21 protein-coding genes are annotated in these 21,087 nt (G+C 64.9%); 5 read left to right on the top strand and 16 right to left on the bottom strand.

Going from position 1 to position 21,087, the window contains the following annotated elements; all coding sequences use genetic code 11:
- Positions 1-49 precede the first annotated feature (49 nt).
- Together B4F51_RS08975 and B4F51_RS08970 are read left to right on the top strand one after the other, a co-directional pair.
- A complete protein-coding gene (locus tag B4F51_RS08975) occupies positions 50-1,141 on the top strand; it encodes an NAD(P)/FAD-dependent oxidoreductase (protein ID WP_296224858.1) in 1,092 nt (363 codons plus the stop codon).
- Positions 1,138-1,392, top strand: coding sequence for a hypothetical protein (locus B4F51_RS08970; RefSeq protein ID WP_296224857.1), 255 nt, complete (start codon positions 1,138-1,140; stop codon positions 1,390-1,392). The genes B4F51_RS08975 and B4F51_RS08970 overlap by 4 nt, the downstream gene beginning before the upstream one ends.
- A 21-nt stretch (positions 1,393-1,413) precedes the next feature.
- Here B4F51_RS08970 and B4F51_RS08965 read toward each other — a convergent pair whose 3' ends face one another.
- The gene (locus B4F51_RS08965) at positions 1,414-2,331 is read right to left on the bottom strand and encodes an alpha/beta fold hydrolase (RefSeq protein ID WP_296224856.1); all 918 of its coding nucleotides are present in this window, start codon (positions 2,329-2,331) and stop codon (positions 1,414-1,416) included.
- A 79-nt stretch (positions 2,332-2,410) separates the two neighbouring features.
- Positions 2,411-3,241, bottom strand: coding sequence for a ferritin-like domain-containing protein (locus tag B4F51_RS08960; RefSeq protein WP_296224855.1), 831 nt, complete (start codon positions 3,239-3,241; stop codon positions 2,411-2,413).
- Positions 3,242-3,357: 116 nt separating this feature from the next.
- On the opposite strand from B4F51_RS08960, the gene B4F51_RS08955 reads away from it, so the two are divergent.
- The 3 genes from B4F51_RS08955 to B4F51_RS08945 all read left to right on the top strand — a co-directional run bounded on the left by B4F51_RS08955 (position 3,358) and on the right by B4F51_RS08945 (position 5,404).
- The gene (locus B4F51_RS08955; protein WP_296224854.1) at positions 3,358-3,885 is read left to right on the top strand and encodes a gamma carbonic anhydrase family protein; all 528 of its coding nucleotides are present in this window, start codon (positions 3,358-3,360) and stop codon (positions 3,883-3,885) included.
- Positions 3,882-4,895 carry an Hsp33 family molecular chaperone HslO gene (locus tag B4F51_RS08950; protein ID WP_296224853.1) on the top strand — a complete coding sequence of 338 codons (1,014 nt, stop codon included), beginning with the start codon at positions 3,882-3,884 and terminating at the stop codon, positions 4,893-4,895. The genes B4F51_RS08955 and B4F51_RS08950 overlap by 4 nt, the downstream gene beginning before the upstream one ends.
- Positions 4,896-4,999: 104 nt before the next feature.
- Positions 5,000-5,404, top strand: a complete 405-nt coding sequence (locus B4F51_RS08945; protein ID WP_296224852.1) for a hypothetical protein — start codon at positions 5,000-5,002, stop codon at positions 5,402-5,404.
- Between the two features lie 58 nt (positions 5,405-5,462).
- Here B4F51_RS08945 and ftsB read toward each other — a convergent pair whose 3' ends face one another.
- The 14 genes from ftsB to B4F51_RS08875 all read right to left on the bottom strand — a co-directional run bounded on the left by ftsB (position 5,463) and on the right by B4F51_RS08875 (position 21,043).
- Positions 5,463-5,798 (bottom strand): cell division protein FtsB, encoded by a 336-nt coding sequence (ftsB, locus tag B4F51_RS08940; RefSeq protein ID WP_296224851.1) that lies wholly within the window; start codon positions 5,796-5,798, stop codon positions 5,463-5,465.
- A gap of 89 nt (positions 5,799-5,887) precedes the next feature.
- Entirely contained in the window at positions 5,888-7,171 is a 1,284-nt protein-coding gene (gene eno, locus B4F51_RS08935; RefSeq protein WP_296224850.1) for a phosphopyruvate hydratase, read from the bottom strand.
- A 47-nt stretch (positions 7,172-7,218) separates the two neighbouring features.
- Positions 7,219-7,509, bottom strand: coding sequence for a DUF1330 domain-containing protein (locus B4F51_RS08930; protein ID WP_296224849.1), 291 nt, complete (start codon positions 7,507-7,509; stop codon positions 7,219-7,221).
- A 74-nt stretch (positions 7,510-7,583) separates the two neighbouring features.
- Positions 7,584-8,438, bottom strand: coding sequence for a 3-deoxy-8-phosphooctulonate synthase (gene kdsA / locus B4F51_RS08925; RefSeq protein ID WP_296224848.1), 855 nt, complete (start codon positions 8,436-8,438; stop codon positions 7,584-7,586).
- Positions 8,439-8,459: 21 nt separating this feature from the next.
- The gene (locus B4F51_RS08920; RefSeq protein WP_296224847.1) at positions 8,460-10,124 is read right to left on the bottom strand and encodes a CTP synthase; all 1,665 of its coding nucleotides are present in this window, start codon (positions 10,122-10,124) and stop codon (positions 8,460-8,462) included.
- Between the two features lie 80 nt (positions 10,125-10,204).
- Entirely contained in the window at positions 10,205-11,026 is an 822-nt protein-coding gene (locus B4F51_RS08915; RefSeq protein ID WP_296224846.1) for an alpha/beta fold hydrolase, read from the bottom strand.
- Positions 11,027-11,050: 24 nt separating this feature from the next.
- Positions 11,051-11,953: a peptidase gene (locus B4F51_RS08910; protein ID WP_296224845.1), complete on the bottom strand. Its 903-nt coding sequence runs from the start codon at positions 11,951-11,953 to the stop codon at positions 11,051-11,053.
- Positions 11,954-12,045: 92 nt separating this feature from the next.
- Entirely contained in the window at positions 12,046-12,882 is an 837-nt protein-coding gene (locus tag B4F51_RS08905; protein WP_296224844.1) for a transglutaminase family protein, read from the bottom strand.
- Between the two features lie 57 nt (positions 12,883-12,939).
- Positions 12,940-13,890: an alpha-E domain-containing protein gene (locus B4F51_RS08900; protein WP_296224843.1), complete on the bottom strand. Its 951-nt coding sequence runs from the start codon at positions 13,888-13,890 to the stop codon at positions 12,940-12,942.
- 60 nt (positions 13,891-13,950) lie between these two features.
- Positions 13,951-15,432 (bottom strand): circularly permuted type 2 ATP-grasp protein, encoded by a 1,482-nt coding sequence (locus B4F51_RS08895; protein WP_296224842.1) that lies wholly within the window; start codon positions 15,430-15,432, stop codon positions 13,951-13,953.
- A gap of 119 nt (positions 15,433-15,551) precedes the next feature.
- Positions 15,552-18,068, bottom strand: a complete 2,517-nt coding sequence (locus B4F51_RS08890; RefSeq protein ID WP_296224841.1) for a DNA internalization-related competence protein ComEC/Rec2 — start codon at positions 18,066-18,068, stop codon at positions 15,552-15,554.
- A gap of 9 nt (positions 18,069-18,077) precedes the next feature.
- Positions 18,078-18,893: a TatD family hydrolase gene (locus B4F51_RS08885; RefSeq protein WP_296224840.1), complete on the bottom strand. Its 816-nt coding sequence runs from the start codon at positions 18,891-18,893 to the stop codon at positions 18,078-18,080.
- A gap of 178 nt (positions 18,894-19,071) precedes the next feature.
- Positions 19,072-19,800, bottom strand: coding sequence for a lipoprotein-releasing ABC transporter ATP-binding protein LolD (gene lolD / locus B4F51_RS08880; protein ID WP_296224838.1), 729 nt, complete (start codon positions 19,798-19,800; stop codon positions 19,072-19,074).
- Entirely contained in the window at positions 19,793-21,043 is a 1,251-nt protein-coding gene (locus tag B4F51_RS08875; RefSeq protein WP_296224837.1) for a lipoprotein-releasing ABC transporter permease subunit, read from the bottom strand. The genes lolD and B4F51_RS08875 overlap by 8 nt, the downstream gene beginning before the upstream one ends.
- Between the last annotated feature and the right edge of the window lie 44 nt (positions 21,044-21,087).

Raw genomic sequence — 21,087 nt, 5'->3', positions numbered from 1 at the left:
TCCGCCGCGCGCTATAGTGGCCGCATTGTTCCGTTCTCTTCGCTTTGCCATGACCACCTCAGCCACGCCCAACGCCCATTCCACGCAGCCGCTCGTCGCGCCAATCCAGCAGCGCGTCGACGTGCTCGTGGTGGGCGCCGGGCCGGTTGGCCTGTTTGCGGCGTTCCAGGCGGGCGTGCTCGGGCTGTCGTGCGTGCTGGTCGATGCGCTGGATCGTCCCGGCGGCCAATGCACTGAGCTGTACCCGGAAAAGCCGATCTACGACATTCCCGCGCTGGTCTCGTGCACCGCGCAGGAACTCGTCGACCGGCTGATGGCCCAGTGCGCGCCGTTCGAATACCCGATCCTGTGCGGTCGCCGCGCCGAGACCGTTGAGACGGTGGAAAGCGAACACGGCCGGCGCTTCCGCGTCACCACCAGTGCGGGCGACGAGTTCGACTGCGCTGCCGTGCTCATCACCGCCGGCAATGGCGCCTTTGCGCCGCAGCGCGTGGCCCTGCCCGAAGCGGCTGCGCTTGAAGACCTCCACCTGCACTACGCCGTGCGCGACACCGCGCGCTTTGCGGGCAAGCGCGTCGTCATCGCCGGCGGCGGCGATTCCGCACTCGACTGGGCATTGGCCCTGCGCAAGGTGGCCGCACGCGTCACGCTCGTGCATCGGCGCGAGGGCTTTCGCGCGGCCGACGCCACCGTGGCCGAGATGCGCGCCGCCGTCGCCACAGGCGAGATGGACTTCGTGCTCGGCATGCTCGCGCGCCTGGACAGCACGCCCGACGGCACCCTCACCAGCATCACCATCCGGGGGCGCGAGGGCGACACCGTCCTGCCCTGCGATGAGCTGATCGCGTTGTACGGGCTCGTCTCCGAACCCGGCCCGATCGCCAACTGGGGCGTGGAGATGCGCGCGGGCCGCATTACCGTAGAAACCACGGCGTACGAAACCTCGCGCCCCGGCGTTTTCGCCGCAGGCGATATCGCGCTGTATCCGAACAAGCAGAAGCTGATCCTGTCGGGCTTCCACGAGGTGGCGATGGCACTGCGCCGTGCCTACCGCTATGCGAATCCAGACAAGACGCTGGTCCACACGCACACCAGCAACGACACGAACCTGCAGCACAAGCTGCACGTGGCGGCTGAATGACCGTCCCCGTGCGTGAAGCGCACGTGGTCGTGATCGGCGGCTATGGTTTCTTCGGGCAGCGATTGGTCGAGCGCCTGTCGGCCCACGCATCGCTGACGGTGGCGATCGCTGGCGCGGGCCCAGGCTCTGGCCGATACCTTGCGCCGCGCCGCGCTGCGCACTGCACCGCACGCAACCGCTATCGCTGGTTCGGACGCTCGAATGCGTGCATCCTGCCGCCGCCCAGTGTGGCGCAGCGGTTTCTCGATTGATCCCCGCAGTCAGTCCAGCATTCAGCCCAACTGGCAGAACTCCTCGATCAGGACGGCCACCTGCTCGGGCTGATCGTGGTGCAGCATGTGGCCCGCATCGGCGATCAGCACTTCGCGGAAGTCGGCAAACGCCGTAAAACGCGCCTTGAATTCGGGCAGCGGCACATCACCCGCAATGGTCTTGAGCGTGGGCGAATCGACCGCCTCGACATGCAGCACAGGGGCGGTGACACAGCGCCACACCTCCATCACCTCATCCAGCCGGTAAAGCTGCGGGTTGATGATCTTGTGCGCCGGATCGCCGAGGATCTCCCAACGGCCCCCGGCATTCTGCCGCGACCAGTGCTGCGCAAGAAATGCGGCCTTGTCGGCAGGCAAGCGCGGGTTGGTCTTCTGTAGGCGCGCGGCGACATCGGCAACGGTAGCGTAGGAGTTCAGGCGCGGCTTGTCCTTGAGTTCATCAAGCCAGCGCGCATAGCGGCGCGGCGCCTGCGATGCCTCTGACGCCGACATGCCGAAGCCCTCCAGATCGACCACGCGGCGCACGCGCTCGGGCCGGACGCCGGCGTACAGGCACACCACGTTGGCGCCCAGGCTGTGGCCGACCAGCGTCACCTGCCCTTCCGGCTGGTAATGATCGAGGATGGCTTCCATGTCAGCCAAGTAATCGGCAAACCAGTAGCACTCGACGCCGGCGCCGTCGGTGGGCCGGGCGGTTTCGCCGTAGCCGCGCCAGTCGGGGGCAACGATATGCCAGCGCTCACGCAGCGCATCCACCAGAAACTGGAACGATGCCGACACGTCCATCCACCCGTGGAACAGAAACAGGATGGGCGCACCGGGATCGCCCCATTCACGGATGTGGTAGCGCAGGCCGCGCACATCCAGGTAAGTCGAGCGGGAAGCTTGGCGCACGGCCGGCAGCGTGGTGGAGTCCATGGTTTTCGTCACCGAATAGAAATCGAACGATCGTTCTTTTCTCGGCGATTATATCGGCGGACAGCCCGGCGCGTGCAGCTCAGAACGACGCTTCCAACGCAGCGATCTCGTCGTCGTCAAAACCGGCCTGGCGGCGCGCATCGAGGTTGAACGGCCCGCGCAGGCGCGGTGCGCTGTATTGCTCGGCCAGCTTGCGATAAGTCGGCACCGGATCGAGCCCGGCGCGCTCGCACAGCCAGCGATACCAGCGGTTGCCCACCGCCACGTGGCCGATCTCGTCGTGCAGGATGATGTCGAGGATGCCGGCAGCCGCCATATCGCCTGCCTGCGCCAGCTTGGCGCGGATCGGCGGCGAGGCATCCAGCCCGCGCGCTTCCAGCGTACGCGGCACCAGCGCCATGCGCGCGAGCGGGTCGGCGGCCGTCTTCTCGGTCATCTGCCAGAGGCCGTCGTGAGCGGGGTGATCGCCATAGCGGCAATCAAGCGTGGCCAGATGAGCCGACAGCAGCGAGAAATGCGTCGCCTCCTCCGCCGCCACGCGCATCCAATCCTGGTAAAACGCGACCGGCATGCCGGCAAAGCGCCACACCGCATCGAGCGCGAGATTGATGGCGTTGAATTCGATGTGCGCCAGCGCGTGCAGCAGTACGCCCCGGCCATGCGGCGTATCGATCGCACGGCGGCGCGGGACATCGGCCGGCGGCACCAATATTGGGGCATCGGGCCTGCCGGGAACGCCAACGACTGGCGCGGCGATGGCCTCGTCGGCGCCCCAGGCTGCGGCCTCGGCGGTTTGAGCGCGCTCGCCAAGGCGTAACGTGGCGTCAACCTTGCCGGCAGGATCAGTCAGGCACAACGCGGCCAGAGCGGCGCGGCGCAGCGAGTCGGTGGGCGGCTGGGAAGCAGTCATCAGCGTACAATTCGGGCTTTCCGCCATTCTAATTCGACGTGTCGGCTACGCCCTGCCGGGCAGGCTTGAAGACGCGCGCAAATCCCCCATTTACGCTGATTCTGGAGACCGATCGCATGGCCCTCTACCAACTCGGTGACGTTGCCCCGACCATCAATGCCGACGCCTACGTGGCACCCGAAGCGACCGTCATCGGCCGCGTGGAGCTCAAGGCACGCGCGAGCGTCTGGCCCGGCGCGGTGATCCGCGGCGACAACGAGCCGATCACCGTGGGCGAGGCGAGCAACGTGCAGGAAGGCGCGGTGCTGCATACCGACCCGGGCTGCCCGCTCGATATCGGCGACCGCGTGACGATCGGCCACCAAGCCATGTTGCACGGCTGCACGATCGGCGAAGGTTCGCTGATCGGCATCCAGGCGGTGGTGCTCAACCGCGCGGTGATCGGCAAGAACTGCCTGGTGGGCGCCGGAGCGATCGTCACCGAAGGCAAGGTCTTCGAAGACGGCACGCTGATTCTGGGCGCGCCCGCCAAGGCCGTGCGCAAACTGTCGGAAGACGACATCGCCAAGATGCACCTGAACACCGAGACGTATGCGGTGCGCCAGGCGATGTACAAGCAGCAACTGAAACGGATCGATGGATGACTGACGAGCTGAAGAAATTTGTATTCGACGCCGCGCCGGTGCGCGGTGAATTGGTGCGCCTGGAAGGGGCCTGGCAAGAGGTGCTGCGCCGCCGCCGCTACCCTGCCCCGGTCAGCACCCTGCTGGGCGAGATGATGGCCGCCGCCGCGCTGCTGTCGGCCAACCTGAAGTTCAACGGTGCACTGGTCATGCAACTGCATGGCGACGGTCCTGTGCGCATGCTGGTTGTGGAGTGCAATTCCGACCTGTCGATGCGCGCCACTGCCAAGATCGTCGAAGGCGCCGAGATAGCCGACGATGCCACGCTGGCATCGATGGTCAACGTACACGGCCACGGCCGCTTCGCCATCACGCTCGACCCGCACGACAAGCTCCCGGGCCAGCAGCCGTATCAGGGCATCGTGCCGCTGTCGGACGAAAACGGGCCGCTCTCCAGCATGACCGAGGTGCTTGAGCACTACATGCAGAGTTCTGAACAGCTCGACACGCGCCTGTGGCTGGCCGCCGACCAAAAGGTCGCCTCGGGCATGCTTCTACAACGCCTGCCCTCGTACGGCGGCACCATGGAGGGCCGTCCCGACCGCGAGCCGGCACAGGTGGGCGAGACCGGCCAGCCGCTGCACCATGACGTGCAGGAGCAGGATCTCGACACATGGGAACGCGTCTGCCAACTCGGCAAGACGCTGCGCCGCGATGAGCTGCTCGAACAGCCGATCGACACGCTCATCAAACGCCTGTACTGGGAAGAGATGGAAGCCGCTGGCATCCGCATGTTCGAGCCGCAGGCTCCGCACTTCCGCTGCTCATGCTCGCGGCTGCGCGTGGGCGCGATGCTGCGCACGCTTGGCCAGCCCGAAGTCGACAGCATCCTGGAAGAGCGCGGCAAAGTGGAGATCGACTGCGAGTTCTGTGGCCAGCACTACAGCTTTGACGCAGTCGATTGCGCACAGCTCTTCGCACAGGAAACCGTCGCGCAAGGCATTCAGGGCGCCTCCGGACAGCGCCATTGAGCGTGGCGACATAGTATGAAGATGCGTGGCGTGCGGCACTTTTGCGTGCCGTACGCGCTCTAAGTCGCCAGTTACGTTATCTGCCGCCCGCTACGGAGCGCATCATGTCTGAATCCATCGCCCGGTCGTTGAATCTGCCCCGCGCCAGCGCCGTCATCCTGCCCTTCGTGGCAGCCCTGCTGGCGTCGGCCTGCGTCACCGTTCCGCGCGGCCCGGGTGGCACGCCTTACACGGCACGCCTGCCTGCCGACGCGCAGCCGGCTGCCCCCGCTGCGTTATCGGCGGAAGAGCGCAAGAAACTGGATGCGTTGAACGCCAAGGCGCTGCGCGAATCTGATCAGGCGGCCCAACGCGACGCCGAGGCGCGAGCCTACGCAACCACGCCCTACTACGCTCCCTACCCGTATTACGGCAGCTATTCGGTCTACTACGGCAGCGGATGGCGCCACCACGGAGGCTGGGGTTTCAGCTACGGCGCGCCCGTTTGGGGCTATCCGTATTACTGGTAGAAACTGAAGTCGTATTGAAAAGCGAGCGCGGCCAGGACGGCGTGTTCGCTCGGCATGTTCAGTGCCGATTCTGCTGCCCTGCCGGGGGAGGCGGAGGCGGTGGGGTTTCGCTGGTCTTCGGGGCCGGCGCGACAAACTGAACGAAACCTTCGTCGTCCTTGACCATGCCCAACTCATAGCGCGCGCGCTCTTCGATGGCGCCCGTGCCTTCCTTGAGGTCCTTGACCTCGCCTTCCAGCTTGGCGTTGCGCTGTTTCAGCTCAGCATTGCGCTGATTCTGCGTAGTCACCTGCTTCTGCATGTCCCACACGCGCAGCCAGCCGCCCTTGCCCAGCCAGAGCGGGTATTGGATGGCAAGCAGCAACAGCAGCAGAAACAGCGTGATCAGGCGCATACGGTCAGACGTTGGCGGTGCGGCCTCCAGATACCACGCGACCGCCACAGCGGCGGTCGCACGGTTGCCCGAGGCAGAACTGCGACGGATTATCGCAGGTTATAGAACGCCGACTTGCCCGGGTAGCTAGCGATATCACCGAGGTCTTCCTCGATACGCAGCAGTTGGTTGTACTTGGCCATACGGTCCGAGCGCGACAGCGAGCCGGTCTTGATCTGGCCAGCGTTCGTGCCGACGGCGATGTCGGCGATGGTGCTGTCTTCGGTCTCGCCCGATCGGTGCGAGATCACAGCGGTGTAGCCGGCGCGCTTGGCCATCTCGATGGCGGCGAACGTCTCGGTCAGCGTACCGATCTGGTTGATTTTGATGAGGATCGAGTTGGCGATGCCCTTTTCGATGCCTTCCTTCAGGATGCGCGTATTGGTGACGAACAGGTCGTCGCCCACGAGCTGCACCTTGTTACCGAGCTTCTCGGTCAGGACCTTCCAGCCTTCCCAGTCGCTTTCGTGCATGCCGTCTTCGATCGACACGATCGGGAACTTGTCAGCCAGATTTGCCAGGTAGTTGGCGAAATCTTCCGACGACAGCTGGAGGCCTTCGCCTTCGAGGTGGTATTTGCCGTCCTTGTAGAACTCGGAAGCTGCGCAGTCCAGTGCCAGCAGCACGTCTTCGCCCGGGCGATAGCCGGCTTGTTCGATAGCCGACAGGATGGTGGCGAGGCATTCTTCGTTGCTGGCGAAGTTCGGGGCGAAACCACCTTCGTCGCCCACGGCCGTGCTCATGCCCTTGTCGGCGAGGATCTTCTTCAGCGCGTGGAAGATCTCGGCGCCGCAGCGCAGGGCTTCGCGGAAGCTCGACTGGCCGACCGGCATCACCATGAATTCCTGGATGTCCAGGCTGTTGTTGGCGTGCGCGCCGCCGTTGACGATGTTCATCATCGGCACCGGCATCTGCATCGCGCCAGAACCGCCGAAGTAGCGGTACAACGGCAGGCCCGCTTCTTCCGCAGCAGCCTTGGCCACGGCCATCGACACGGCCAGCATGGCGTTGGCGCCCAGGCGGCTCTTGTTCTCGGTGCCGTCCAGATCGATCAGGGTACGGTCCAGGAAGGCCTGTTCCGAAGCGTCCAGGCCCATGATGGCTTCGGAGATCTCGGTATTGATGTGCTCGACGGCCTTGAGCACGCCCTTGCCCAGGTAGCGCGACTTGTCGCCGTCACGCAGTTCGATGGCTTCGCGCGAGCCAGTGGAAGCGCCCGACGGCACTGCGGCGCGGCCCATCACGCCCGATTCCAGCAGCACGTCGCATTCGACGGTGGGGTTGCCGCGCGAGTCCAGCACTTCGCGACCGATGATATCTACGATGGCACTCATGAAAATCCCTCTTGGTGTCTTAAAGCTAACGCAAGCGGTCGATGGGCTTAAATGCCTTCAACCACAATCATGTTCATCTTGGCGGCCTTGGAGCGCGCTTCACGAGCGGCGCGATACTCCTCACTGTCATGGAAGGCCTTGGCGGCGTCATAGCTCGGGAACTTGAGCACGACGATGCGGGTGGGATTCCACTCGCCTTCAAGCGACTCGGTCTTGCCGCCGCGCACCAGCGGCTCCGCGCCATGAACTTGCATGGCCTTGGTCGACAGCACCTTGTATTGCTCGTATTGCACGGGGTCGGTCACGTCCACGTACGCGAGGATGTAGCCAGCGGCCATGTGTCTCTCTCCAGAAGCTGCAACAAACGACGACGGCAGCATACGCTGCCGCCGGTCGGGTTGGGATCAGTCAATCAGTCGAACTGATTTTCCAGGAAACCGCTGCGCTTGGTGAGCACATCCAGTTCTTTCAGTACCGACAGCAAGTCTTTCATGCGGCGCAGCGGTACGGCATTCGGGCCGTCTGATTTCGCGCATGCGGGGTCGGGGTGCGTTTCCATGAAAACGCCCGACACGCCCGCGGCGATGGCTGCACGTGCCAGCACCGGCACGAACTCGCGCTGACCACCCGAGCTGGTGCCCTGGCCGCCCGGCAGTTGCACCGAGTGCGTCGCATCGAACACCACCGGGGCCCCCGTCTCGCGCATGATCGCCAGCGAGCGCATGTCCGACACAAGGTTGTTGTAGCCAAACGAGGCGCCGCGTTCGCAGGCCATGAAGCTGTCTTCCGGCAGGCCGGCATCGCGGGCAGCATGGCGCGCCTTGTCGATGACGTTCTTCATGTCGTGCGGCGCGAGGAACTGGCCCTTCTTGATGTTGACGGGCTTGCCACTCTGCGCGCAGGCGCGGATGAAATCGGTCTGGCGGCACAGGAAGGCCGGCGTCTGCAGCACATCCACGACGCTGGCCACCGGCTTGATCTCGTCGATCTCGTGCACGTCGGTCAGCACCGGCACGCCTACCTGACGGCGAACTTCACCCAGGATGCGCAGGCCCTCTTCCATGCCCAAGCCACGGAACGATGCGTCCGACGAGCGGTTCGCCTTGTCGAACGACGACTTGTAGATGAACGGAATGCCCAGCGCGCCCGTAATCTCCTTGAGCGTGCCGGCGGTGTCGATCGCCATCTGCTCGGACTCGATCACGCAAGTGCCGGCAATCAGGAAGAACGGTTTGTCGAGGCCGACCTCGAAATCGCAGAGTTTCATGATGTTCCCGTGTGCAGGCGCTTAGGCGACGGCGCGTTGCGCGTTCTGCTGGTGATGCGCCAGCGCGGCTTCCACGTAGGCCTTGAACAGCGGGTGGCCGTCACGCGGCGTCGAGGTGAATTCCGGGTGGAACTGCACGCCGACGAACCAGGGGTGCATTGACGACGGCAGTTCCATCATTTCCGGCAGGTTCTCGGACGGCGTGCGTGCCGAGATGATCATCCCGGCCTTTTCCAACTGCGGCACGTAGTGGTTGTTCACCTCGTAACGGTGACGGTGGCGCTCGTTGACTTCGGCGCCGTAGATCGTCGACGCCTTGGTGCCTGGCTGCACCGGCACGCGCTGCGAGCCCAGGCGCATCGTGCCGCCCAGGTCGGAATCAACGGAGCGCTTCTCGACGCGGCCATCTCGATCCAGCCATTCGGTGATGAGCGCCACCACCGGATGTTCCGTCTCATCGTTGAATTCCGTGCTGTTGGCGTCCTTCATGCCGGCCAGGTGGCGGGCGAATTCAATCACGGCCAACTGCATCCCCAGGCAGATGCCCAGGTAAGGCACATCATTCTCACGGGCGTACTGGATTGCACGGATCTTGCCTTCGGTCCCGCGCTTGCCAAAACCGCCGGGCACCAGAATCGCATCCAGCGCTTCCAATACCGCGGTATGGCCAGACTCCAGCTCTTCGGAGTCGATGTATTCAATGTTGACGCGCGTCGAGGTATGCAGGCCGGCGTGGCGCAGCGCCTCGATGAGCGACTTGTACGACTCGGTCAGGTCGACATACTTGCCGACCATGCCAATGGTGATCTCGTGTTGCGGATTTTCCAGCGTGTGCACCATGTGCGCCCACACGGACAGATCCGCCGGCGGCGCCTCGATACGCAGTTCTTCGCAAATGATGCGATCCAGCCCCTGCTCGTTAAGCATCTGCGGGATCTTGTAGATGGTGTCGACGTCCCACACCGAGATGACCGCGTCCTGCGGCATGTTGGCGAAGAGCGAAATCTTCGCGCGCTCGTCGTCGGGAATCGGGCGGTCAGCGCGGCACAGCAGCGCGGTCGGCTGCACGCCGATTTCGCGCAGCTTCTGCACCGAGTGCTGGGTCGGCTTGGTCTTGAGCTCGCCGGCGCTGGCAATGAACGGCACCAGCGTCAGGTGCACGAACGCGGCTTGGTTGCGGCCCAGGCGCAGGCTCATCTGACGCGCGGCTTCCAGGAACGGCAGCGATTCAATATCGCCCACCGTGCCACCGATCTCGACGATCGCCACGTCGGCCTTGCCGTCGTGCGAGGCTTTGGCGCCACGCTCGATGAAGGCCTGGATCTCGTTGGTGATGTGCGGAATGACCTGCACCGTCTTGCCGAGATACTCGCCGCGACGCTCCTTGCGGATCACGGATTCGTAAACCTGGCCGGTGGTGAAGTTATTGGCCTTGCGCATCTTGGCCGAGACAAAGCGCTCGTAGTGGCCAAGATCGAGGTCGGTTTCTGCGCCGTCCTCGGTCACAAACACCTCGCCGTGCTGGAGCGGGCTCATGGTGCCCGGGTCGACGTTGATGTAGGGATCGAGTTTGAGGAGGGTGACTTTGAGGCCGCGCGACTCAAGAATGGCCGCGAGCGAGGCGGCGGCGATGCCCTTGCCGAGCGAGGACACAACGCCACCGGTGACAAATACGAACTTGGTCATAAACCTGGCTTGCCGGGGAAAGCCGGATTATAGCAAAGGTACCTTGTCCGATCCGTGTCGAAACGGTGGAATTCGGCGGATCAGGCGGCGTGCCGCATGGCGCCTGCATCGGCGCGCATATTGTTGATCAACTCGCGAATCAGCGCGGCGGTTTCCAGCGGTTTTTCCATCGGATACAGGTGGCTGCCTTCGATCCAGCGCAGCCGGCTGCCGACCAGGCGGCGGGTCGCGCCCAAGCCAACCCGGCGGATCTCCCGCGAGCGCGTACCGGCCACGAAGCTGACGGGAAATGGCGTGCCGCCCGCAATCTTGTGCCCCATGTTGGTCGGCAGGGTCCGGTAGATCTGGTATTCGATCTCGCGCGAGAAGCGCAGTGTGCGTTCGGCGTTGCGGCCGGTGGGCTCGGTGCCGTGTTCAACGTAATCGCGCAGTACATCCTCGTCCCAGCGGTCGAACTTGCGCTTGGCCTTGAAGTGGCTCCAGACCGCATCGAGGTCCGGCCACAGGTTGCGCCGGTTCTTAGTAGCCGCCGCCGGCGATTGGCTCTCGTCGATGTCCAGCCATTGCGCCACGCGCAACAGCTTGGCGCGCCAGCCGGCAATGATGGGCGAATCCAGCATCAGCACGCCGCGCACCCGCTCGGGCCGACGCAGCGCAGCCATCAGGCTCAGGAAGCCGCCCAGCGAATGACCAACCAGCCAGACCGGCTCAGGCTGCGCGTCGATCTCAGCCAGCAGTTCCTTGACCAGCCCGGGCCAGGACCGGGTGACCGGAAAGCGCGGGTCATGGCCGAAACGCTCCACCGCCTGGATGTCGAATTCGTCACTCAGCTCTCCGAGCATCTTGCGGTACGTGCCAATCGGAAAGCCGTTGGCATGCGAAAAGAGCATCACGTCGCGCATCGACCAATTCCTGTGCGGGTATTTTCAGTGCGATTCTTTCGACCCGCCAGCCACGCGCTGGATCGTCGCCACCTGCTCGAACACCGGGCCGGGCGCCCGTTGCGGCGCGGCTGGGGCGTCCGCCGCGGGCGGGGCAATGCGGACCGGTTCCACCTCGGCCGACGGGTGCCCTTCGCGGCGCAGCGGATGCTCCGGCGTGGTGTGGGTCTCCCATTCCGGGTCGTCGATCTCGGCAAACACCTGGCGCAGGCGCTTGCCCCACGTGCCGCGGATCATCGTGAAATACGGATTCTCTTCATCGATGGCCACGAAGCGTGTCACGTGCAGCGAGTTGGCTTCGTAGACCAGCAGGTCGAGCGGCAAACCCACGGAGATGTTCGACTTCAGCGTCGAATCCATCGAGATCAGCGCACATTTGGCGGCCTCGTCCAGCGGCAGCGCCGGGCGGATCACGCGGTCGATGATGGGCTTGCCGTACTTGGCCTCGCCGATCTGGAAGTAACAGTTCTCGGGCGTGGCCTCGATGAAGTTGCCGGCAGCATAGACGTTGAACAGGCGCGGCCGCTCGCTGCCGATCTGTCCGCCGAAGATGATGCTGACGTTGAAGTCGATCTTGGCCTTGGCCAGCGCCGCAGCGTCGCGATCGTAGACCTCGCGCACCGCCTCGCCGACGATGGTGGCAGCCTCGAACATATCCCGCGCCGTCCACAACGAGCGCGGCTTGTCGCGCGCCTCGGTCAGCACCTGGCGCACGGCCTGGCTGATGGCGAGGTTGCCGGCGGTCAGCAGCACCATGACGCGATCGCCCTCGCGCTCGAAGACGGTCATCTTGCGGAAGGTGGAGATGGCGTCGACGCCCGCGTTGGTACGGGAGTCCGACAGGAAGACCAAGCCAGCGTCCAGGCGCATGGCGACGCAATAAGTCATGGGAGCAGCAACAAACGGAATGGGTAAGTTGAGAGCATTCTAGCGCGCCAATTGCAACGCATTGATACGCTTGAAAGCTGCGCTCAGTTCACTCAAGAAACCTCGGCCGGTAGCGGCTCGATGGAGATGGTCACGTCCAGCGTCTCGGCGCCGCCGCCCTGGCGGATGCCGCGAATCGGCGCGGCCGATTGATAGTCGCGGCCGACCGCCAGGCGAATATGGCGCCCATCGGTAAAACATTGGTGGGTGACATCGATGCTGCACCACGTGTGCGAATCGGCATCGAGGCAGACATCGACCCAAGCATGGCTGGCGAGATCTTCCTCGCCGACCGCGTGGAAGTAGCCGCTGACATAGCGCGCCGGCACGCCCAGCGCCCGGCAGCACGCCACCATCACCTGCGCCTGGTCCTGGCACACGCCCGCGCCCAGGCGAAAGGCCTCGGCGGCGGTCGTGCCCACATCGGTCGTGTTGGGCTTGTAGCGGACGCGCTGGGCAATGGCATGGGCCAGGTGCAGCGCGGATTCGGCATCGCCCGGCACCAATGCGTGCTCACGTGCGAACGCCACCATCTCGGGCGGTGCGAAGGTCAGCGGGGTGGCGCTCAGAAAATACAGCGGCGAAACGCGGTAGCGCCCTTCCCCGGGCGCATCGGTAAAGCTGCGGCTGCCCGGCGAGCCGGACGGGAAAGCCTCGACGATACCGCGCGCGTCGATGGTGATGTCCTCAGCGCGATTGCCCAGCGTGAAGTGATGCACCACGTTGCCGAAACCGTCACTGGCGCGCGTCAGCTTGCCGGGGGCGTGGATCTGCCAGCTATCCACTTGCTGCAGTGGTCCGCTGCGAGGCGTCAGCCGCAGTTCGTGCACGCTGTGGCGTAGCGGCTCTGCATAACGGTAGACCGTCGTATGGCGAATTTGGTATTTCACGATGACGCGGGCGCCACCCGAAAGCAGCGCCCCAATGGAATCAAAATGCCCCGCGCATCACACCGCATCGAGTGGCACCAGGAAATCCTGGCTGATGCCGTTGCCCAGGTCGCCGATGCGCTCCAAGAAGTTGGTCAGCCACGGGTGCAGGCCGACCGCAAAAATATCTTCGATGCGGGCGTACCGCAGGTCGGCGTGCAGTTTACCAGCGCGACGCTCCGTCTCGGCCGACTGACTGTTGCGTACCGTGGAGAGGATCGCCACCACCTCGTCCATGCTAGCCAGCAGCGAGCGCGGCATGTCGCTGCGCAAGATCAGCAGCTCAGCCACGCGCGTCGGCGTGATGACGTTGCGGTAGATCTTGCGATACACCTCGAAGCCCGAAACGGAGCGCAGCGTGGCGGCCCAATGATAGAAATCCCCCTGCTCGGCAGCGGTTTCGTCTCGCGTGGGCGTGGATTGGAACTTCACGTCGAGCAGCCGTGCGGTGTTATCGGCACGCTCCAGGAAGGTGCCGAGGCGCATGAAGTGGAACGCGTCGTCCGTGAGCATGGTGCCGACCTGCACACCGCGCGACAGGTGCGAGCGGAACTTCACCCACTCGAAGAACTGCGACGGATCGTCTCGCAGCATGCCCTCGCCAATCAGGCGCTGCACGTCCAGCCAAGTGGTGTTGATGGTCTCCCACACCTCGGTCGTGATGGAGCCGCGTACCGCCCGGGCATTCTCGCGCGCGCCGCGCAGGCAGCTCATGATCGACGACGGGTTGGTCATGTCGCGCACCATGAAGTCGATCACGTCATCGCGCGAGAGCAGGCCGTAGCGCTCATCGAAAACCTGCGTGAGTTCAGAGATGTCGAGCATCGCCCACCAGCCTTGCTCCGCCACTTCCGCCGATTGCGGCAGCAGCGAGGTCTGATAGTTGACGTCGAGCATGCGGGCGGTGTTCTCGGCCCGTTCGGTGTAGCGCGCCATCCAGAAAAGGTGGTCTGCGGTGCGGCTAAGCATGGCGTTCCCTTTTTGCGTATTCGATTGATCGATTGCCAGGTTGCGACAATGAGCGAGCCTTCAGCGCTCCAGCACCCACGTATCCTTCGTCCCGCCGCCCTGCGACGAGTTGACCACCAGCGAGCCCGCCCGCAGCGCCACGCGCGTGAGGCCGCCCGGCACCATGCGCACGTCCTTGCCCGACAGTACGAAGGGGCGCAGGTCGATGTGGCGTGGCGCGATACCGGCTTCGACATAGGTCGGGCACGTGGACAGCGCCAGCGTCGGCTGGGCGATGTACTGCTCGGGGCGCGCCTTCACCACCTCGCGGAACGCGGCGATCTCGTCCTTGGTGGCGGCCGGGCCAACCAGCATGCCGTACCCGCCCGCGCCGTGCGTCTCCTTGATCACCAGCTCGCCCATGTGGTCGAGCACGTATTGCAGGTCGTCCGGACGGCGGCACATGTAGGTCGGCACGTTGTTGAGGATCGGCTCCTCGCCCAGGTAGAAACGAATCATGTCGGGCACGTACGGATAGATCGACTTGTCATCCGCCACGCCGGTGCCGATGGCATTGCAGATCGTAACGTTGCCCGCACGGTAGACTGACAGCAGCCCCGCCGCGCCCAGCGAGGAATCCGGGCGGAATACCAGCGGATCGAGGAAATCGTCGTCGACACGGCGGTAGATCACGTCGATGCGCTGCGGACCTTGCGTGGTGCGCATGTAGAGGTGGTCATCCTGCACGAACAGGTCGTGCCCTTCCACCAGCTCCACACCCATCTGCTGGGCCAGGAACGCATGCTCGAAATACGCCGAGTTGTACATGCCCGGCGTGAGCACCACCACGGTCGGATCGGCAATGTTCTGCGGCGACACGCTACGCAGCATGTCGAGCAACAGATCGGGGTAATGCGCGACCGGCGCCACACGATTGCGCGCGAACAGTTCCGGAAACAGCCGCATCATCATCTTGCGGTTTTCCAGCATGTACGACACGCCCGATGGCACGCGCAGGTTGTCTTCCAGCACGTAGAACTCGCCTTCGCCGGCCCGCACGATGTCGATGCCGGCCACGTGCGCATAGATGTCGCGCGGCACGTTCACGCCCAGCATGTCGGGGCGGTACTGGGCGTTGTTGTAGATCTGATCGGGCGGGATGACTCCGGCGCGCAGGATGTTCTGCTCGTGATAGATGTCGTGCAGGAAGCGGTTGAGCGCGTCCACACGCTGGCGCAGGCCGCGCTCAAGCGTCGCCCATTCGCTGGCTGGGAAGATGCGCGGAATGATGTCGAACGGAATCGTGCGCTCGGTGCCGCTGTTCGACTCGTCCTTGTCGCCGTACACGGCAAAGGTGATGCCGACGCGGCGAAAGATAAGGTCGGCTTCGGCACGCTTGTTCTGCAGCGTGGTGGCGGACTGATTGCCCAGCCATTCGGCAAAGCGTCCGTAGTGGCTGCGCACCTCGCCCTGCTGGACGAGCGCTCCCGGGGCCGGTTCGGCGGCATGCGGGCTGCGTTCGCCATGCCAGTTGAGCATTTCATCGTAGAACCGGACTGCCATGCTGATCTCCCCTGACGACGTGCCGCACAGGGTGCGCGGCACGTGGTTTTTATAGCACAGCGGTTTTGGGCCCCACAATGGGGCCAACCCGTTGTGCCACCAAGTTTTACGGCAGCACGTCAATTCCGTCCGCGGCCGACGTCAGGGGGTTCCACTTCCCGCGCGGAAGACCAGTAACGCGGTCGCATGGACCGCGCCGCCTGCACCTCCAGCGCATCGCCGCGCGTCTCGACGACGACGGCACCGGTCTTGTCGGTACGCAGCCGCTCGATGTCGCGCGCCACATAGCGCTGCCATACCTGCGGATGCGGGTGTCCGTACCGGTTGCGGTAGCCGACCTGAAAAATCGCCACCTGCGGAGAAACCGCGTCCAAGAACGCACCGCTGGAGCTCGTCTTGCTGCCGTGATGCGGTACAAGCAAGATGTCTGCCATCAACCGCTCCGGCGCCTCTTTGGCGACGAGCCCCGCTTCCTGTGCGGTTTCGATGTCGCCAGTCAACAGTGCTGCATGACGGTCGTTCGTGATCCGCAACACACAACTGCGTGCGTTGCTTGGCACGCGCGCATCGTCGTCAGGCACCTGCAGCGGATGCAGCATCTCGAAGTCGACCCCGTCCCATGCCCAGGACTGTCCGGCCACGCAATCCTGCGAAGCAATTTCGTGTGCCGTGGCTACAGCCCACAACCCATTGCCGGACGGCAACGACGCCAACATGGTGCGCACCGGCACCGCATCGATCACCGTTTTGGTGCCGCCAGCGTGGTCGCTGTCTTGATGACTGATGATGAGCGCATCAAGCGCTTCCACGCCATGCCCGCGCAGGTATGGGGTGATGACGCGGGCGGCGGCATCGGCGTGGTCGCCATAGCGCGGGCCGGTGTCGAACAGCAGGCGGTGATTGGCCGTCTCGACCAGCGTGGCGGCACCCTGGCCGATATCGAAAGCGACCACGCGGAACTCTCCTGGCAGCGGCACCGGCACACGGGCAAGCACCATCGGCACGAGCAGCAAGGCGCCCTGTGCCCGCCACGCCCACGCGCGATGCGCGCCCGGCAGCAGCAGCAAGGCCACGCCACCCACCGCCAGCAGCAATGCCCAGGCGGGTGCTACGGGAGCCACCCACACCGACCAGTCCGGTTTGGCCACCCATTCCAACCACATCACCAGCCAGGCGAAACTATGTTCCGACAGCGCCAGCAACGGTTGCGCCAACGGATCGGGCAGCGCCGCCCCCATCAACGCCAACGGCGTGATCACAAAGCTGACCACCGGGATCGCCAGCCCGTTGGCCGCCGCCGACACCACCGAGGTCTGCTGGAACAGCAGCAACGTCATCGGCAGCAGCCCAAATGTGACGGCAAGTTGAATGCGCGTGGCGCCGTGCAGGCTGCGAGCGATGCGCGTCAGCCAGCCGGGCTTCTGATCGCCGGGAGCGCGCCTGCCGTCGAGCACCATCTGTGCGGCCAGGAAGATGATCGCCACGGCGCCGAACGACAGCCAGAACCCCGCCGAGATGACCGCCCACGGGTCGACCACCGCCACCACAGCCGCCGCCCAGCACAGCGACAGGCTGGCCGGCACATTGCGATCCGTCAGCCGGGCGATGGCCACGGTGGCCAGCATCAGCAGCGTACGTTGCGCCGGCACGCCCATCCCGGCGAGCAGGCAATAGGCAAAGGCGGCCAACATGGCTGCAACAGCGCCTGCGCGCGGGGTCGGCATGCGCAGCGGCAGCGGTGTGCGCAGCCAGCGCGCCAGCCCAAACGACCGGCGCCACAACGCCATCCACAGCGCGGCGACCAACCCGGCAATCATCGTGATGTGGAGACCCGAAATGCTGACGAGGTGGCTGATGCCGGTGCGGCGGAATAGCTCCCAGTCTTCGCGTGCGATGCCGCTTTGGTCGCCCACCACCAGCGCGATGATCACGGGCGCATAGCGCGCGTCGGGCAAGGCTGCGAGGATGTGGCGCCGCACGGCCGCACGCCAGCGCTCGACGCCGACCCAGAAACCGGCGTCCGCCTCCCCCAACGGCACGTTCTGCGCGCGCTTGCCGGTGCGCACGTAGCCGGTGGCGCGAATGTCATCGGCCAGCATTGCGTATTCGCCGTCGAAACCGCCCGGGTTGGTCAGGCTGTGCGGGCGTTTGACGCGCAATGTCAGTTGCCAGCGCTGGCCGGGCCGCAGATCGGGAATGCCGGCTCGGCGATCACGCGCCCCCTCCCCCTGGCTTGCCCCACTCCAACTGCGAGTGCCGTACCACGACAGGCGCACGCGCGCCGGCACGGCATCGCCGGCATTGCTGGATTCGATCTGAAACAAAAAGCGTGTGGCGTCATCCGTGACGTGCGGCAACTCGGCCACCACGCCCGTCGCGACGATGTCTTTGCCCTCCCACGCCTGGCTGAGCGCGACCGACAGCCGCTGCTGCGCGCGCCAGTCGCTCCAGCCGAAACCGGCCGCAATGGCGCCTGCAACAAGCAAGGCAGAAAGCAGGATGGGCCGGCGCCGCGCCACGAACGCCAACAACAGGCAAAGCGTCAGCGCACCGACCGGCTGCCAAACCGGCACGAGCTCCGCTTGCCGTTGCAACGCCATGCACCCCGCGACGAGACCGATCAGCAGCAGCCGCATGCGCTGGTGTCAGGGCTCCAGCAATGCTGCCAGACGAGGAATGGCCTCGATGCTGTTCAGGCGGGCCTGCGCGGCCAGCGCATCGATGGAGATACCGCGCAGTTCCGCCAACGCGGCCGCAATGCCCGCCACCTCCGCCGGCGCATTGCGTGTGCCGACCTGTTCGCTGAACTGGTCGTCGGACAGCCAGGCGGGGGCAAGATCCGGCGCATCGGTTTCGAGCACGATCGATTCGATCGGCATCTCAGCCGCCAGCCGGCGCACGCGGCTGGCGCGCGAGAAGGTGAACACGCCGCCAAAACCGAGCTTGAAACCGGAATCGACATAGTGGCGAGCCTGATCCGGGCTGCCGTTGAACGCATGCGCGATGCCGCGCCGCACGCCTGCCCTGGCCGCCCCGCTGCGCACCTGGTCCTGTGACTTGCGCACGTGCATGAGCACCGGCAGGTCGAATTCGCGTGCGATGCGCAATTGCGCCTGATACACGGTGTTCTGCCGCTCGACGTCCGGATCGGGGATGAGGAAATCGAGCCCGATCTCGCCAATGGCGACGAAGCGCGGGTCGTCCATCGACGCAGCGACCTGACGTCGCAACTCGGCGAGGTCATCATCGCTGGCCTGCGCGGCGCACATCGGATGGATGCCCAACGCGTAGCTGCAGCCGGCGTGCCGGTGCGCCAAGGCGCGTACCGCGTCGAAATTCCAGCGCGCCACAGCCGGCACGACGATGTGGTTCACACCTGCCGCGTGCGCCTGCGCGACAACCGTGTCGCGGTCGGCGTCGAACTCGCGGGCGTCGAGGTGGCAATGGGTGTCGATCCACATGGTCGATTCAGAGGTGATAAAAGCGGCAACATACCGGAAAGGCTGGCGCCCTAGAATCCGACATTTCTGATCTTGGGCGAAGCCGCCCGTACAAAACGACGCTGCGCTTTGTCGAAGGCCGGCTGCAGTCCATCCGCTACGGCAACCGGGCGCGCTAAGCCGCAGCGTCGCGTGGCCATCAGCGCTCCTGGTGCAGATGGCCGTCGCGCAAGCGGAGGATGCGGTCGCAGCGGCCGGCCAGCTCTACGTCGTGCGTGACGATGACAAAGCTGGTGCCGAGCGTACGCGTAAGCTCCAGCATCAGATTGAAGACTTCGCCCGCCGTGTGGTCATCGAGGTTGCCGGTGGGCTCATCGGCCAGCACGCAGGCGGGTGAGCCGACCAATGCTCGCGCAATGGCCACGCGCTGGCGTTCACCGCCGGACAGCTCGCCCGGGCGGTGCGCCGTGCGCGGGCCCAGCCCCACACGCTCAAGCATCGCCTGCGCAGTGTGGCGCGCCTGCGCCTCGTTCACGCCACGGATGCGTAGCGGCATCGCCACGTTGTCGAGCGCCGTAAACTCCGGCAGCAGGTGGTGAAACTGGTAAACGAAGCCCAGCGCCTGGTTGCGCAGCGTATTGCGCTCGCGCTCCTTCATGGCGGTGAAGGGCTTGCCGAGCAGCGAGACGCGGCCGGAGGTGGGCTCATCCAGCCCGCCCAGCACATGCAGCAGCGTGCTCTTGCCCGAGCCCGACGCCCCCACGATCGCCACCTTCTCGCCCACGCCAATGCGGATGTCGACGCCCTTGAGCACGTCGACATGCAAGCCGCCCTGCTTGAACGACTTGGATAGCCCCTCGGCCTGCAGCACCGCGCCAAGCGGCGCGGCAGCCGGCGCTTCCATGGAAGTCATGACGGCCTCACTCATAGCGCAACGCCTCTGCCGGGTTCACGCGCGAGGCGTGCCAGCTCGGGTACAGCGTCGCCACCGAGGCGAGGATGAAGGAAATGATGCCGATGGTTGCAATGTCGTTCACGCGGGGGTCCGAGGGCAGTTCGCTGATGAAATAAATGTCGCGGGGCAGGAATTGCACGTGGAAGAGCCGCTCGATAAATGGCACGATCACGTCGATGTTGTAAGCGATGAGCGCGCCAAAGCCGATGCCCAGCAATGTGCCCATGAAGCCGATCGCCACGCCCTGCACGATGAAGATCTTCATGATCGAGCCCGGCTGCGCGCCCATCGTGCGCAGGATGGCGATATCGGCCTGCTTGTCCGTCACCGTCATCACCAGCGTGGAAACCAGGTTGAACGCTGCCACCGCAATGATGAGCGTCAGGATGATGAACATCATCTTCTTCTCGGTCTTCACGGCTGCGAACCAGTTCTTGTTCTGGCGCGACCAGTCACGGATGTACAGCTCGCCCGTGAGCGTGCGCGACAGCGCCTCGGCCACCTGCGGCGCGCGATCCATGTCCACCAGCTTCAGACGTACGCCGGTTGGGCCGTCCAGGCGGAACAGGCGCTCGGCGTCTTCCATGTGGACGAGCGCGAGCGAGCTGTCGAACTCGTAATGGCCCGATTCAAACGTGCCGATCACAGTGAACTGCTTCAGGCGCGGCAGCACACCGGCCGGGGTGATGGTGCCCTGGGGCGCCACCAGCGTGACCTTGTCACCCACGTGCACGCCCAGGCCGCGCGCCAGTTCGGCGCCCAGGGCGATGTCGAACTCGCCGGGCTTCAAATCGCCAATCTGGCCAGACTTGAAATCCTTGGCGATGTCCGAAACCTTCGGTTCATCGTCCGGCGACACACCGCGCAGCAGCACGCCGCGCACCGCATCGTCCCGCGTGATCATGGCCTGCGCGCCAACGTACGGCGCCGCGCCGATGACTTCCTTGTTCTGCATCGCCTCAGCCGCGGTACGCTGCCAGTCGGGCAGGCTGCCCGGCGCCATGATCTCGATATGCGAGAGCACCGACAGCATGCGGTCGCGCACTTCCTTCTGAAAGCCGTTCATGACCGATAGCACGACGATCAGCGCCGCCACCCCCAACGCAATGCCGAGCATGGAGATGAGCGAGATGAAGGAAATGAAGCTGTTGCGGCTGGCGCGCTTGCCCGCGCGCGTGTAGCGCCAGCCGATCTGCCATTCGTATGGAAATTTCAAAGGGATGTCCCAAAGAGGTGTGATTTAGCCAGCGCACTCGCCGG

The sequence above is a fragment of the Ralstonia sp. UBA689 genome (genome assembly GCF_002298975.1).
In the GTDB taxonomy this organism is placed as follows: Bacteria; Pseudomonadota; Gammaproteobacteria; order Burkholderiales; family Burkholderiaceae; genus Ralstonia.
This window is presented reverse-complemented; position numbering and strand designations above follow the sequence as displayed.

Coding starts and splice junctions, on each gene's coding strand:
- B4F51_RS08975 (WP_296224858.1), top strand. CDS start 50: ATGACCACCTCAGCCACGCCCAACGCCCATTCCACGCAGCCGCTCGTC.
- B4F51_RS08970 (WP_296224857.1), top strand. CDS start 1,138: ATGACCGTCCCCGTGCGTGAAGCGCACGTGGTCGTGATCGGCGGCTAT.
- B4F51_RS08965 (WP_296224856.1), bottom strand. CDS start 2,331: ATGGACTCCACCACGCTGCCGGCCGTGCGCCAAGCTTCCCGCTCGACT.
- B4F51_RS08960 (WP_296224855.1), bottom strand. CDS start 3,241: ATGACTGCTTCCCAGCCGCCCACCGACTCGCTGCGCCGCGCCGCTCTG.
- B4F51_RS08955 (WP_296224854.1), top strand. CDS start 3,358: ATGGCCCTCTACCAACTCGGTGACGTTGCCCCGACCATCAATGCCGAC.
- B4F51_RS08950 (WP_296224853.1), top strand. CDS start 3,882: ATGACTGACGAGCTGAAGAAATTTGTATTCGACGCCGCGCCGGTGCGC.
- B4F51_RS08945 (WP_296224852.1), top strand. CDS start 5,000: ATGTCTGAATCCATCGCCCGGTCGTTGAATCTGCCCCGCGCCAGCGCC.
- ftsB (WP_296224851.1), bottom strand. CDS start 5,798: ATGCGCCTGATCACGCTGTTTCTGCTGCTGTTGCTGCTTGCCATCCAA.
- eno (WP_296224850.1), bottom strand. CDS start 7,171: ATGAGTGCCATCGTAGATATCATCGGTCGCGAAGTGCTGGACTCGCGC.
- B4F51_RS08930 (WP_296224849.1), bottom strand. CDS start 7,509: ATGGCCGCTGGCTACATCCTCGCGTACGTGGACGTGACCGACCCCGTG.
- kdsA (WP_296224848.1), bottom strand. CDS start 8,438: ATGAAACTCTGCGATTTCGAGGTCGGCCTCGACAAACCGTTCTTCCTG.
- B4F51_RS08920 (WP_296224847.1), bottom strand. CDS start 10,124: ATGACCAAGTTCGTATTTGTCACCGGTGGCGTTGTGTCCTCGCTCGGC.
- B4F51_RS08915 (WP_296224846.1), bottom strand. CDS start 11,026: ATGCGCGACGTGATGCTCTTTTCGCATGCCAACGGCTTTCCGATTGGC.
- B4F51_RS08910 (WP_296224845.1), bottom strand. CDS start 11,953: ATGACTTATTGCGTCGCCATGCGCCTGGACGCTGGCTTGGTCTTCCTG.
- B4F51_RS08900 (WP_296224843.1), bottom strand. CDS start 13,890: ATGCTTAGCCGCACCGCAGACCACCTTTTCTGGATGGCGCGCTACACC.
- B4F51_RS08895 (WP_296224842.1), bottom strand. CDS start 15,432: ATGGCAGTCCGGTTCTACGATGAAATGCTCAACTGGCATGGCGAACGC.
- B4F51_RS08890 (WP_296224841.1), bottom strand. CDS start 18,068: ATGCGGCTGCTGCTGATCGGTCTCGTCGCGGGGTGCATGGCGTTGCAA.
- B4F51_RS08885 (WP_296224840.1), bottom strand. CDS start 18,893: ATGTGGATCGACACCCATTGCCACCTCGACGCCCGCGAGTTCGACGCC.
- lolD (WP_296224838.1), bottom strand. CDS start 19,800: ATGAGTGAGGCCGTCATGACTTCCATGGAAGCGCCGGCTGCCGCGCCG.